Here is a 14,052-nt window from a genome sequence, read left to right as displayed (position 1 = left end):
TTATGCATGTTTTATCCGCGAAAGGAAGGCGATGGTGGATAACGACAGGCATTCCCTTACTTCCTGTTATGCGTTGTTACATTCTCAGAAGGACGGCGATGGGTGATAAAGAAGAAATGCTTTTTTCCATGAATGTGCAAATAATTGGGTTTCAGCGTCCGGATCGACATACATTTTAACTGTGCTAATATGTGCCAGAAAATCAACACATTGTGAGAAATCCTCATAACAAATACCTGCATTTATGTGTGTAAAAGCCCCGATCCGCCGCCCCTGCGGCATCTCCAAAGTTGTTGAGTTCTTTATCCACATATGGGGGTAACTTATGAATTTGTGCAGGGGGTTTGATCATTACATTTGCAGCAGTTCTTGACAACGATGTGCTGGCTTCCGGACGTGTCCGACGCGAGGAATTAAAAGGGAACCGTGTGCAAATCACGGGCAGACGCGCTACTGTAACCCCCTGTCAATGCCGGTTTCTACAATTTACGCCACTGTTCAGCGAAAGCGGGACGGGAAGGCCCCCGGCAAGGGATAGCCAGGAGACCTGCCAGCACTTCGGACAACGTCAAAACCTTCGCGATCCAAGGTATTGGCTGACGGCCCCCGCTACTTTCCTTACGAGGATGAGGGACCTTCGTCGCCCTTCGGATCACGTTCAATCACAAAACTGGCAACTAAAACTGGTTAACCATATAAAAAAACTTGTATGAATAACGAGAACGAGATATTACTGAAGGAAAACAAGGACAGGTTCGTACTCCTGCCTATCAACTACCCCGCTATCTGGGAACAGTACAAACGCCATGAAGCCAGCTTCTGGACGGCGGAAGAAATCGACCTGTCGGGCGACCTGGCAGACTGGGCCAAACTCAACGACGGCGAGCGCCACTTCATTTCCCACGTACTGGCATTCTTCGCCGCATCCGACGGCATCGTGAACGAAAACCTGGCCGTGAACTTCATGAGCGAAGTGCAGATCCCCGAGGCACGCTGCTTCTACGGGTTCCAGATCATGATGGAAAACATCCACTCCGAAACTTACGCCCTCCTCATCGATACTTATGTGAAAGACCCCGCCGAAAAGGACCGTCTTTTCCACGCCATCGAAACCGTACCGGCCGTGAAGAAAAAAGCCGAATGGGCCCTCCGCTGGATCGAGAATGGCACCTTCGCCCAACGCCTCGTAGCGTTCGCGGCGGTAGAAGGCATCTTCTTCTCCGGCTCTTTCTGCTCCATCTTCTGGCTGAAAAAACGCGGCCTCATGCCCGGCCTCACCTTCTCCAACGAGCTCATCTCCCGCGACGAAGGCCTCCACTGCGAATTCGCATGCCTCCTGTACTCCATGCTCGAAGGCAAGCTGAGCGAAAAAGAAGTACACGAGATCATCGCCGACGCCGTTACCATCGAGAAGGAATTCATCACCGAAGCACTGCCCGCAGCCCTCATCGGAATGAACGCCGACCTCATGAAACAATACATCGAGTTCGTGGCCGACCGCTGGCTCCAGGCTCTGGGCGCAAGCAAGCTCTTCAACGCCGCCAACCCCTTCGATTTCATGGAAATGATCTCGCTCCAGGGCAAAACCAACTTCTTCGAAAAACGCGTAGGCGATTACCAGAAAGCCGGCGTAATGGGCAGCAAGGAAACACAAACCTTCAGCCTCGACGAAGATTTCTAGTCAAAAAAACATAACCTCAATCTAGCCATATTCAATTTTTCACCCACTAAATTCATCACACTATGTTCGTTATAAAAAGAGACGGCAGAAAGGAAACTGTCAAGTTCGACAAGATTACGGCAAGGGTAGAGAAGCTGTGTTACGGACTGGCGCCGGAATACGTAGATTCAATAGATGTAGCGAAGAAAGTGATCCAGGGACTGTACGACGGTGTTACCACGAGCGAGCTGGACAACCTCGCCGCCGAAACCGCCGCCTCCCTGACGACCAAGCACCCGGACTATGCGCAGCTCGCTTCCCGCATCGCGGTGAGCAACCTGCATAAAAATACTTTGAAGTCGTTCTCCAAAACGATGAAGAAACTCTATGAATACGTTGACCCCAAAACCGGCAAAAACGCCGGTCTGCTGGGCGACGATGTTTGGGAGATCATCAAGGCGAATGCCGACATCCTCGATTCCACCATCATTTACGACCGCGATTTCGCGTTCGATTACTTCGGGTTCAAGACGCTGGAACGCTCTTACCTCCTGAAAGTGGACGGCAAGATCGCCGAGCGCCCGCAGCACATGTTCATGCGCGTAGCTGTCGGCATCCATAAAGAAGACATCGACTCCGCCATCAAAACGTACAACCTGATGAGCGAGCGCTGGTTCACACACGCCACCCCTACCCTGTTCAACGCCGGAACGCCGAAGCCCCAGATGAGCTCCTGCTTCCTGCTGACTATGAAGGGCGACAGCATCGACGGCATTTACGACACCCTGAAGCAGACCGCCAAGATCTCCCAGAGCGCAGGCGGCATCGGCCTCAGCATCCATAACATCCGCGCCACCGGCTCCTACATCAGCGGCACCAACGGTACCAGCAACGGCATCATCCCCATGCTGCGCGTGTTCAACGACACGGCCCGTTATGTAGACCAGGGAGGCGGCAAGCGCAAAGGCGCGTTCGCCATTTACCTGGAGCCCTGGCATGCCGACGTGTTCGAGTTCCTCGACCTCCGCAAAAACCACGGTAAGGAAGAAATGCGCGCCCGCGACCTCTTCTACGCCCTCTGGATGCCCGACCTGTTCATGAAACGTGTGGAAGAAAATGGCGACTGGAGCCTGTTCTGCCCCCACGAAGCACCCGGCCTGGCCGATTGCTGGGGCGAAGAATTCGAGAAACTGTACGAAAAATACGAGTCCGAAAACCGCGCCCGCAAAACCGTGAAAGCGCAGGACCTGTGGTTCGCCATCCTCGACGCTCAGATCGAGACCGGCACCCCGTACCTGCTGTACAAAGACTCCGCCAACCGCAAGTCTAACCAGCAGAACCTCGGCACCATCAAATCCTCCAACCTCTGCACCGAGATCATCGAATATACTTCCGAAGACGAAGTAGCCGTGTGCAACCTCGCCTCCCTGGCGCTGCCCCGGTTCGTGATCGACGGCAAGTTCGATCATCAGAAACTCTTCGACGTTACCTACCAGGCTACCATCAACCTGAACCGTATCATCGATCAGAACTATTACCCGGTTGAAGAAGCCCGCAACTCCAACCTCCGCCACCGCCCCATCGGCCTCGGCGTGCAGGGCCTGGCAGACACGTTCTTCCTCCTCCGCTATCCCTTCGAAAGCGAGCCGGCACAACAGCTGAACAAGGAAATCTTCGAAACGATCTACTTCGCTTCGCTGACCGCTTCCAAAGACCTCGCCACTACCGAAGGCAAATACGCTTCCTACGAAGGATCGCCCATTTCCAAAGGCATCCTGCAATACGATATGTGGAACGTGCAGCCGTCTGACCGTTGGGACTGGACCGGCCTGAAAGCCGAGATCAAAAAGCACGGTGTGCGCAACTCCCTGTTGCTGGCGCCCATGCCCACTGCATCTACTTCGCAGATCCTCGGCAACAACGAGTGCTTCGAGCCATACACTTCCAACATCTACACCCGCCGCGTATTGAGCGGAGAGTTCGTGGTAGTGAACAAACACCTGCTGAAAGACCTCGTAGAGCTCGGTCTGTGGGACAACGACATGAAGAACAAGATCATCTCGGCGAACGGTTCCATCCAGGGCATCCCCGAGATCCCCTCCAACATCAAGGAACTGTACAAAACCGTTTGGGAAATCAAACAGCGTACGATCATCGATATGGCGGCCGACCGCGGTGCGTTCATCTGCCAGTCGCAATCGCTGAACCTGTTCGTAGACAAGCCGACGGCTTCCAAGCTCACTTCCATGCACTTCTACGCCTGGAAGAAAGGCCTCAAGACCGGCATGTACTACCTCCGCACGCAGGCGGCAGCGCAAGCCGTTCAGTTCACGGTGGAAAAACAGGGCGGCCAGAACATGGTGCCCGTTATGCCTGCCGAAGGCTCCGGCGAAATGGAGATCGTGGAAGGTGCGGTTTGCACCATGGAAGAAGGCTGCGTAACCTGCAGCGCCTAATCCGGTTATTCATTGCAGATAATAAAAACCCTGCCCGGGAGCGAAAGCTTCCGGGCTTTTTTGTGCCGTGCATTTCGCCGGAAAGCCCCGCAGCCCGAAGTCCGCTTTTGATATTCCACCCGCCCCCGTTGCCAGTTTGCGCCCCGCTGCCAAGCCACAACGGTTTTATCCGGTAACTTTCCGTACCCCAACAATTAACCCATGATGTTACCTGATAAATTAAACGGGCTGGGCGGCCTGCAGATCATGCAAACGCTCTACCAGGGCGTTCGCGGCACGCACCCCTCCCTCGTAAAGTGGATAGAGACCGATTTCGATTCGGCCGAGATCGATAACGCTTTTGTGATGGACATGGTCCTCCATTCCCTGCAATTCCTCGAAGAAGCATTGGTACTTTCGGCCGACGAATCGCTGCTGCGCAGCAGTGAGCCCGACGTTCGCGCCAGCCTGGCCGATATGGATATGGTGGCGCATTGGGTGAAGGAAATCCGGCAGTCGCGGAACCTGTACCGCTCCGAAGCCGCCATCAAATCCATCCAATGCCTGTACAAAACGATCGCTGCGTATTATTTCGACGCAGGGGCCGGATTCCCCGACGAAGTGGCGGGAACGGCGCTGCTGGCGGCGTTCGCGGGCAGCGGGCTCGTCAATGAAAATACCGCGGCCAATATTACTGAGCTGTTCGTAGACCGGGGAAAAGTGACGGAAAAGGACTGGGAAGAATGGGATGAGATCACCCGGGCAGAAGGGCTCGACGGGATTTTCCGCGCCTATGTGGAGGATCAGGTGAAGAAGGCACGGATATCCTGATTGCCTCAATCATGCATGAAGGCAGCCCCGAACCAGGCATAGCGCCGGGTATTGAACCGGAAAGTTTCGTCTAACCGGCCTTTTTCCCGGGCCGCCCGATAACTCCGTTCATACACTTTGTAGTATTTGATAATTTCCCCGTGCCGTTCGTTCAACTCTTTCTTCGTTCGCGGATTTACGACCACCGGCCGGCAGGAATACAAACTTGTACCGAAGGGATACACGATTTTGTTGATCATGAAAAGCGCGTCGATCTGAATGCTGAAGTAGCTGGATTTGGGTTTTCCGTAGCATGTCCTTTCGATTCCATCGTAATAAAACATTCCGATCTTCTTGCAGCAACGGGAAGTGTCTCCTTTGAATTGTAATAATTTATCGATAAGGATCAGCCTGAAACTGTCTGGCAGATCTTTGAGCATATCGAGGTTATATACATTCGCAGGCGTCCGTAAAATAGTGTCCTGCCTGTGAACGGAGATCACAAGGCGGTAGCCGTCTAATTTGTCGTAGGGGTCATAGCAGCGAACTTTTTCCACACTGACCGATTTAATGTCAACCACGGGTGCGCTTTGCGCACTGGCGCCAATAGCCATGGCTATCATTGTAACCATGGGATACAGGGATTTGAATACGCCGTTTAGCATAGTTTGAAAGTATTTGTTCCCGCTGCCGGATTATAATTTCTGCCCCCGATAAATGGCTAATCCGAAGAAAACAATTATGCTCATCAACACATACAAGATTTGCTCATGTTTTATGCTGATCCTTTCCTTATCCGTTTTTCCAAGCCATTTTGCTTCTATGGCTTTCAACGAAAACCGCTGCTGATAAAAGTACCGCCTGATAAAAAATGCCAGAACGCCGATAGCCACTCCTACGGCGATTAACGGATGAGAAAATATCCCTTTGCCGTATATCAATACAACAATGAGGTAAATAAATGGTCACTATGTTCAATGCCACTAATAAAGTCACAACTAAGGCCCCTGTAAAATCCGAGTCTTTCTCGCCATAACTTTCATACATCTTACTGGCGTTGTAGTATAAATAATCCAATAATATCATTCTTCATAATTTCATAGGTTCGTCATTTCAACAACATCGCCACCTCCCGCATCACCGCTCCCTCATCCATCGCGCCCTGCACAAACTTCCGGGACTTCTTCCCGGGGTGGAGGAACAAAGTGGCCGGCAAACTCCCTTTCCACGACGCGTCTATCAGCGACGCGAATTTATTGGCGTTGGTTTCCGCCATCCACCACACTTCCCCGCTCAAACCGATCCTGTTCACGAACGAATCGATCTGCCGGGGATAGGCTTCATCCAGATCGAGGCTGAGATACACGAACTTCACACCCGGAAATGCTTTGGAAGCTTTTTCGAAATGCGGCAGCTCCTCCACGCAGGGGCCGCACCAGGTAGCCCAGAGGTTCACCACCATGGGAGAATCGGTTGCGGCCAGGCGCGCCTCCAGCTCCGCAGGACTTACCCGCTCCACGGCCGGTCCGGCCAGCATCGCCAGTATGAAAACGAAAACGTTCATTATTCATCTTCTTTATAGCCCCATTCGGCGAGCAGTCCATTCCGCTGCGCATCCGGCAGCGAGGGGGCGGCGTAATGCCCGGCGAGGCTTTTTTGCCGCATGGCTTCGTAAATGCTCACCGCGCAGGCCACCGAAATATTCAGCGAACGGATAATGCCCATCATGGGGATCACGAAATTGCCGTCGGCCAACGCCCGGATCTCGGGGCTCACGCCCGTTTGCTCGTTGCCGAATACCAGGGCCACCGATCCCGAAAAATCGATGTCGTACAGGCTCATAGCCCCGTCTGCCAGGTGTGTGGTATAAATTTTGTCGTATTTCGCGCGGAGCGCGGTGGCCAGTTCGTTCGTATCCGTGAACTGGTGAACGGTGAGCCACTGGGCGGCGCTCGACGAGCTTTTCACGCCCCAACGCTTGTGGCGCGGTACTTTGGTGGTCAACACGTATACGTCCTGGATGCCGACGGCGTCGCAGGTACGCAATACGGCGGACACATTATGCGGATCTTCCACATTTTCCAGCACCACCGTAAGGTTGGCCTGACGTTTGTTAATTACCGATAAAAGCCGTTCTTTCCGTTCCGGTGTCATGCCGTTATATATATTTGTGTCAAAAATAACGAATTTACTACCGATATGATCCGTAGCTTCATTTGCCAACACGTAAACCACAACAACTTCACCCTATGAAACTCAAGAAGATACTGAAGGGTATCGGCATCGGGCTGCTGGTGCTCATTGCACTGCTCGTTGCCATTCCGTACCTGTTCAAAGGCCAGATCATGTCGAAGGTCAAAGCCGAGCTGAACAAGAACCTGAACGCCAAGGTCGATTTCAAGGACGTGGATATCAGCCTCTTCCGCCGCTTTCCGCGGCTGGCCGTGGCGCTCGAAGAGCTCCACATCACCGGCGTGAACCACTTCGCCGGAGACACCCTGCTGGCCGTTCGCCGGCTCGACCTGGCCGTAGACCTCATGAGCGCCATCCGCGGCGAAAAGATCAACGTGCACAACGTTTCCCTCATCCAGCCCCGCATCTATGCCGTGGTTGATGAAGAAGGCCGCCCGAACTGGGACATCGTGAAACCGGACACCGCCACCGCCGGCGCGCCCGCCGATACTTCGTCCAGCGAATTCGCCTTCAGCCTCCAGCAATACAGCATCGAAGACGCGACCGTGAAGTACGACGACCACCAGGGCCATATGCACCTGGCCATCGCCGGCCTCAACCACAAAGGGAAAGGCGATTTCACACAGGATAACTTCACACTCAGCACCAGCACCACCGCGGGTGCGGTGAGCTTCGCACAGGGATTCATCCCCTACCTGCTCGATGCCAAAACGGAAATCCTCGCCGACGTCAACATCGACAACAAAGCCGGGAAATACACCTTCAAAACGGATAAAATTTCCGTCAATAACCTGAAACTCAGTACCGAAGGGTTCTTCCAGCTGGTGAACGACAGCTCCTATAACATGGACATCCGTTTCCAGGCGCCCAGTACGGATTTCAAAGACATCCTTTCACTGGTACCCGCCGTCTACAGCAAAGATTTTTCCAGCATCAAAACCTCCGGAAACGCCACGCTCAACGGCTTCGTGAAAGGTGTGTACTCGGAGCAGCAGATGCCGGCGTATGAAGTGCATCTCGGCGTGAAGAACGGTTTCTTCCAATACCCCGATCTTCCCAAACCGGTGAAGAATATCAACCTCGCCGTGAACGTCACCAACCCCGACGGCGTGCCCGACCATACCATCGTAGACGTGCCCCAGGCGCATCTTGAAATGGACGACAGTCCGGTGGATTTCCGCCTCATGATCAAAACGCCCGTGTCCGACCTTTACCTCGACGCCGCCGCCAAAGGCCGCCTCGACCTCGGCAAGGTAACCCAGATCGTGAAGTTCGAAAAAGGCACCAAACTGGCCGGCCTGCTCGATGCAGACCTCCAGGCCCGCGGGTACATGAGCGCCATCGAACGGGAACAATACGAATCGTTCAACGCCTCCGGCAAAGTTGCCCTGTCGAACCTCGAATATCAAAGCAAGGATTACCCGGACGGCGTGAAAGTATCGTCGATGCTCATGTCTTTCAACCCGAAAAACGTCACCGTTTCCGACTTCAAGGGGCAATACCTCGGCACCAACTTCAACGCCAACGGCGAAGTGAATAACCTCCTCGCCTACCTTTTCCGCAACAGTGCACTTAACGGCAAACTTGCCCTGCAAGCCGATCAGATCAACCTGAACAAGTGGATGGGCACCCCGGAAGCGGACGCCTCGGGCAAACCGGCAGATACCACGGCCAGCGCGCCTTTCGCCGTACCCAACAACCTCGACTTCACCTTGCAGGCGCAGGCCGGGAAAGTGCAGTACGACAACCTCGCCCTCAGCAACCTCAACGGCACACTGCTCCTCCGCGACGAAGCCGTGATCATGAAAGACATCAAAGCCAACGCGCTGCAGGGCTCCATGGAAATCGACGGCTCCTATTCCACCAAAAACGACAAAGACCATCCCGATATCAATATTTCGTACGACGTAAAGGAGCTCGACGTGCAGGAAACGTTCAAGACTTTCAACACCGTACAGAAACTCATGCCTATCGCGCAGTTCCTCAGCGGGAAAATGAGCTCGCAGATGACGGTAACGGGCAAGCTTGGGAAAGATATGTCGCCCCAGCTGAACACGCTCACCGGTGACGGCAATCTCCTGCTCATCCAGGGCTTCCTGAAGAAGTTCGCGCCGATGGACCAGCTGGCTAACCAGCTGAACGTGTCTGCCCTGAAAGACATTTCCATCCGCGACATCAAGAACTACTTCGCGTTCCAGAACGGCCGGATGACGGTGAACCCCTTCCGCGTGAAACTCAACAATTTCAATATGCTCATCGGCGGCTCGCACGGTTTCGACCAAACGATGGATTATACCATGCAACTGGCCCTGCCCCGCACTTTGCTGGGCTCCCAGGCTACCGGCCTCGTGAACAACCTCGTGAAACAGGCCAGCAGCAAAGGCATCAACGTGAACGTGGGCGACACCGTGTATCTGAACGTGCTCATGGGCGGCAACATCATGAAACCTTCCGTAAAAACCGATCTGAAAGAAGCGGCCGGCAAAGCGGCAGACAACCTGAAAGACCAGGCCACCGCCATGGTGAAGAACAAGGTAGATTCCGCGAAACAAACCGTGAAAGATTCGCTGACGCACGTGAAAAACGAAGCGGTGAATGCGGCGAAAGATGAATTGAAAAAGCAGTTGCTCGGCGGAAAAGATTCCACCGGCTCCGGCGGCGGCCTGCAGGGAGCGGGCAAAGCGGCGGAAAAAACGTTGAACAATACCCTGAAAGGATTGATCAAACGCAAAAACACCGCACCGGATTCAACAAAGCAGTAAATTCGATTGTATTTATAAGCGTGGCACATTTTGTGCCGCGCTTTTTTTATGGACAGCATTTTACAAAGCCCCTTCTGTAACGCCAGTCTGCTGGCCGGACTGCTGTTCCTGTTCATGGGTTACATGATCCGGCGCTACCCTCCCCGCAGCATGAAAACCTGGTATGGTTACCGTACTTTTTCTTCCACCATCAACCAGGACACCTGGAACGAAGGCAACCGTTACGCCGCGTATATTTCGCGGTGGCTCGGCTGGCTCCTCGTGCCGTTCGGGATTTTGATGGGGTTGGTTTTCCGGCGGCAATCCGAGCTTTTCCTGTACCTGACCGTAACGCCCGTGATCGTGGGGGCTCTGCTGCTGGCGGGCTTCACGGAATGGCATTTGCTCCAGGTCTTCGATGAAGACGGCCTTCCGCGAAATAAAAACGGCGGGAACCAGAAGCCCGCCGTGTGATCGTTATTTTTTGTGCAGTACCAGCACCGCCGGTACGGGTCGTTGGCCCGCGGGGTCGGAGGGTTTGATGGTATTTTCATCGTTCACGTATAATGCAGACGAGCCGCCGCCGTCGAGATTGAGGGCTTCCACGCAACGGAGGTCTGTAAAAATCTTCGCCATCTCTTCGAAATTGGCGCCTTCCGCCACACCTTTATTCCTCCCTTCGATCACCATGAGCAAAATGGTACCGTCTGCCCGGTAACCCACCGCAGAGCGCGGATGCAGCGCAGCGATGCTTTTCCCCATGCCTTCCGGTTCGTTGGTAATGAAAGGCTGGCCGTTTTGCACGAGCACCGGGCCGCCACCCACGGCCTCCCGCACTTTCCAGCGGTGCGCGCCGGCGGGTGAATGGCGGGTAGGTTCCGCGCCGGTAACGGGTGCGTTGTATGCATAGGGCGTTTTCTTCTTTCCGACATTATATACCCAGGCGATGTCTGGCTCCCCCTTCCGGTTGATCCCGAAGGCGCCGCGGGTCACGTAGCGCTTGGGAGACGCGTCGGCCGCGGGTTGGGGATTGACGGCGAATACTTTTCCTTTTTTCACGACGATGTTCAGGTTGCTGTTGTCTTTGAACGAAAAGAAAGTGGTGTTCATGATGGCGAGGGCGGTAGGCCCGAGGATACTGTCGTACTGAACGGGCGTATACCGTTTTCCGGGAATGGCTTCGACGGAAAGGCGGAGATCCTTTGCCCGGGGATCGATCTCGAGATAGAACGCCCTGAACGGACGGCCGGAAACGGAATCGGTAGTTTGATATACGCGGGCCCCTTCAGGAAGGCCTTCGTTGTGGGCGGCGGAGGAGGGCTGCCAGCGGAGTTGCGCCATGGCAGCGGCGGGAAGCATGGTAAGGATAAGCAGCAGTGGTTTCATGAACGAAAAATATAAAAACTATGTAAATAGTTTCCCGGAATCTGTAAAGCCCGCGGGCAGGACGTGCCCTAATTTTGTCCTTACAAAACACACACCCGATGAACACTTACCAATTGCACCTGAACGTAACGAAACCCATCATAGCCGGCCGCGAAACCGCGTACCACTTCAGTACGGCCACGCCTTTCCGCCTGCAGGATTCCCATGAGCGGAAGATCCATACCATCATCGTCAACAACGATCTTACTTTCTTCGCACATATCCATCCCGTAGAAAACGGCGATAGCTTCTCCGTACACACAACACTCCCCCATGGCGGCCCATTCTGGCTTTTCGCCGATTATGTTCCCGAAGGCCAGCACCAGGTGATCAATAAATTTGCTTTGGAGGTGGAAGGAGATATCCCTCAACCGCAGGTCGCTTTCCATCCGCGACTGACGGCCGTTTCCGGGGAATACAAACTGGAACTGCACCTCGATCATGGCCCCCTCCACCAGGGACACGCCATGTTTTCTGCCGAGCTCACGAAAAACGGAACGCACATCGATCCCGCGCAAATCGATAACTACCTGGGTGAAAAAGCGCACGCCGTGCTCATCCACCAGGATTCGAAAGCCTTCGTGCACGTGCATCCTGAAGTCCGCAACGGGCGCTTCGTGTTACACGCGGAGCTGCCGCAGGAAGGTATTTACCGCGCCTGGATCCAGTTCAAAATCCACGGTATCGTCCACACGACGGATTTCGTGCTCGAAGCGAAAGCGGCGCAGACAGGAACCTCGGCGCACGGACATCATCATGCGCATGGGCATCATCACTAAAAAGTTATTCGTCCTTCCGAAATAGGCATGGATAATTCACGCGTTTTGCATCCATGCATTCACGCGAAAATCTTCAGTACACAGGTTGTTTGGAACTCAATCGAAGCACAAAAAAACCCGGGGCCTTCTGGCTCCGGGTAACTATTTACATGTCAGATTGCCTTATTTACGGCCGCTGAAAATGTGTTTTTCGGCGTGGTAAGACGAGCGAACGAGCGGTCCGGCTTCTACATAGTCGAGGCCCATGTTGTAACCGATCTCGCGGAGCTCGGCGAATTCGTCGGGATGCACGAAGCGCACCACGGGGAGGTGTTTGGGCGTGGGCTGGAGATACTGGCCGAGGGTTACGACGTCGCAACCGTTATCGTACAGATCTTGCATGGCTTGTACCACTTCTTCCTTCGTTTCTCCGAGGCCGAGCATGATACCGGATTTGGTACGCATGCCGCCTTGTTTGAGCCGGCGGATCACTTCTAGGCTGCGGTGGTATTTGGCCTGGATGCGGACCTGCTTGGTGAGGCGTTCCACGGTTTCCAGGTTATGCGATACCACTTCGGGAGCAGCTTCGATCACGCGGTCCAGGTTTTCCCAGATGCCCCGGAAGTCGGGGATGAGGGTTTCCATGGTGGTTTCCGGGTTGAGGGCGCGCACGGCCTTGATGGTATTGTTCCAGATGATGGAACCGCCGTCTTTCAGCTCGTCGCGGTCAACCGAGGTGATTACCGCATGTTTGACTTTCATGAGATAGATGGCTTCCGCCACGCGCTGGGGCTCATCCCAGTCTACAGGTTCCGGGCGGCCGGTGGCAACGGCGCAGAAACCGCAGGAGCGGGTGCAGACGTTGCCGAGGATCATGAAAGTGGCGGTGCCGGCACCCCAGCATTCTCCCATGTTCGGGCAGTTGCCGCTTTCGCAGATGGTATGGAGTTTATGGGTGTCTACAAGGTTCCTGACCTGCCTGTAGTTCTCTCCGATGGGCAGCTTCACGCGAAGCCAATCGGGCTTTTTCACTCTGGGCGCTGCCGGTCCGGCGGCGATTACGGGTAATTCTTGCATCGCAAATCCTTTCTTTAATAAAGTACAAAGTTACTTATTCCAACGTTTACCTAACTGCAAACCTACATAAGCGTTGAAAAAGAAGGACTTACCGTCCTGATCCACCATAATTTGCACCTTTTTCGTATAATATTCCGCGTTTACCCCTACTTCCAGGGCGGAGATCACGTCGTTGAACTTGGCCCAGTCGAACCGGAAGCCCAGTTTGGCATGGAGCCCGGGGGTGAATTTCACTTCGCCCCAGCCTTTGGAGAATCCGCCGGCGCCGTAGATATTCGTTTTGTCGAGGAATTCGTCGTTGTTTTCGGGTGTCCATTTCTGGAGTTTCCGGGAATCCGGGTCGCCCGCGTCGTTCATGAGCTCCAGGTAATAGGGTTTCACGAGCCCGGCGGAAATCCCTCCGTAATAAATCGCGTTCACTTCCACCCCGTTCTTATTGCCTTTGCCACCGATGAGCCGCTTCTGGCCGAGGCCCAGTTTGGCCTGGTAGAAGTTGTTCATCTTACCGTAAACGTAAGGGGAAGTGCTGATATAATAGCCCATTACCGGTACGAAAGTGGAGGAACGGTCTTGCTTCGGATCTTTCTTCTCCGAAAACTCGAACTGGAAGAAATTCACTGTGGATGCGCTTTTGCGGAAACCCATCTCCAGGAAGCCCGTCCACCCGTCGGTATTGAGGCGTGCGCCACCGGAGAATTCGCGGTTGTAAAGGTTTTCACCTTCTTCGATCTCACGGAACAGGGAAATTTTCCGAAGCTTTTTTTGTTCCCTTTCCGCTTTTTTGTCGGAGCGGTCAGACTGTGCGTGCAAAGCGAGGGAAGCCAGCAGGAGGAGTAAAAGTGTGTTGAATTTTTTCACCGTGTTGCGCAATTATGATTATTAAACGCGGGATATCGTTTTATGTTTTATTCCTATACAAACATACACAAATTTGTTCGTAGTTGCCCGGCCCG

At 54.0% G+C, this 14,052-nt stretch carries 12 protein-coding genes and 1 riboswitch; of the genes, 6 read left to right on the top strand and 6 right to left on the bottom strand.

Annotated features, from left to right (window positions below; all coding sequences use genetic code 11):
- The first annotated feature begins 367 nt into the window (after positions 1-367).
- Positions 368-569: riboswitch (cobalamin riboswitch) on the top strand.
- Between the two features lie 140 nt (positions 570-709).
- From WJU22_RS11360 to WJU22_RS11350, 3 genes are all read left to right on the top strand, one after another.
- Positions 710-1,681 (top strand): ribonucleoside-diphosphate reductase small subunit, encoded by a 972-nt coding sequence (locus tag WJU22_RS11360; protein ID WP_341843351.1) that lies wholly within the window; start codon positions 710-712, stop codon positions 1,679-1,681.
- Positions 1,682-1,743: 62 nt separating this feature from the next.
- A complete protein-coding gene (locus WJU22_RS11355) occupies positions 1,744-4,116 on the top strand; it encodes a ribonucleoside-diphosphate reductase subunit alpha (protein ID WP_341843350.1) in 2,373 nt (790 codons plus the stop codon).
- Between the two features lie 201 nt (positions 4,117-4,317).
- Positions 4,318-4,926 carry a hypothetical protein gene (locus WJU22_RS11350; protein WP_341843349.1) on the top strand — a complete coding sequence of 203 codons (609 nt, stop codon included), beginning with the start codon at positions 4,318-4,320 and terminating at the stop codon, positions 4,924-4,926.
- 5 nt (positions 4,927-4,931) lie between these two features.
- Here WJU22_RS11350 and WJU22_RS11345 read toward each other — a convergent pair whose 3' ends face one another.
- The 3 genes from WJU22_RS11345 to WJU22_RS11335 form a co-directional block, all read right to left on the bottom strand.
- Positions 4,932-5,537, bottom strand: a complete 606-nt coding sequence (locus tag WJU22_RS11345; protein ID WP_341843348.1) for a hypothetical protein — start codon at positions 5,535-5,537, stop codon at positions 4,932-4,934.
- 476 nt (positions 5,538-6,013) lie between these two features.
- Entirely contained in the window at positions 6,014-6,469 is a 456-nt protein-coding gene (locus WJU22_RS11340; protein ID WP_341843347.1) for a TlpA family protein disulfide reductase, read from the bottom strand.
- Positions 6,469-7,059 (bottom strand): RNA methyltransferase, encoded by a 591-nt coding sequence (locus WJU22_RS11335; RefSeq protein WP_341843346.1) that lies wholly within the window; start codon positions 7,057-7,059, stop codon positions 6,469-6,471. The genes WJU22_RS11340 and WJU22_RS11335 overlap by 1 nt, the downstream gene beginning before the upstream one ends.
- A gap of 95 nt (positions 7,060-7,154) precedes the next feature.
- Between WJU22_RS11335 and WJU22_RS11330 the strand changes: the two genes are divergently transcribed.
- Together WJU22_RS11330 and WJU22_RS11325 are read left to right on the top strand one after the other, a co-directional pair.
- The gene (locus WJU22_RS11330) at positions 7,155-9,860 is read left to right on the top strand and encodes an AsmA family protein (RefSeq protein ID WP_341843345.1); all 2,706 of its coding nucleotides are present in this window, start codon (positions 7,155-7,157) and stop codon (positions 9,858-9,860) included.
- 48 nt (positions 9,861-9,908) lie between these two features.
- Positions 9,909-10,313 carry an SdpI family protein gene (locus WJU22_RS11325; protein WP_341843344.1) on the top strand — a complete coding sequence of 135 codons (405 nt, stop codon included), beginning with the start codon at positions 9,909-9,911 and terminating at the stop codon, positions 10,311-10,313.
- A gap of 3 nt (positions 10,314-10,316) precedes the next feature.
- On the opposite strand, the gene WJU22_RS11320 is transcribed toward WJU22_RS11325, so the two are convergent.
- A complete protein-coding gene (locus WJU22_RS11320) occupies positions 10,317-11,225 on the bottom strand; it encodes a phosphodiester glycosidase family protein (RefSeq protein ID WP_341843343.1) in 909 nt (302 codons plus the stop codon).
- A gap of 98 nt (positions 11,226-11,323) precedes the next feature.
- Here WJU22_RS11320 and WJU22_RS11315 point away from each other — a divergent pair, with 98 nt between their 5' ends.
- A complete protein-coding gene (locus WJU22_RS11315) occupies positions 11,324-12,043 on the top strand; it encodes a hypothetical protein (protein WP_341843342.1) in 720 nt (239 codons plus the stop codon).
- A gap of 162 nt (positions 12,044-12,205) precedes the next feature.
- Here the strand turns inward: WJU22_RS11315 and lipA are convergent, their stop codons facing one another.
- On the bottom strand, positions 12,206-13,099 hold the full coding sequence (gene lipA / locus WJU22_RS11310; RefSeq protein ID WP_126247268.1) for a lipoyl synthase: 894 nt from the start codon (positions 13,097-13,099) through the stop codon (positions 12,206-12,208).
- A gap of 30 nt (positions 13,100-13,129) precedes the next feature.
- Positions 13,130-13,957 (bottom strand): hypothetical protein, encoded by an 828-nt coding sequence (locus WJU22_RS11305; RefSeq protein ID WP_341843341.1) that lies wholly within the window; start codon positions 13,955-13,957, stop codon positions 13,130-13,132.
- Between the last annotated feature and the right edge of the window lie 95 nt (positions 13,958-14,052).

Origin of the sequence: Chitinophaga caseinilytica (assembly GCF_038396765.1) — a bacterium.
Lineage (GTDB): Bacteria > Bacteroidota > Bacteroidia > Chitinophagales > Chitinophagaceae > Chitinophaga > Chitinophaga caseinilytica.
The sequence above is the reverse complement of the archived record's forward strand: the minus strand, read 5'-3'. Positions and strand labels throughout refer to the sequence as shown.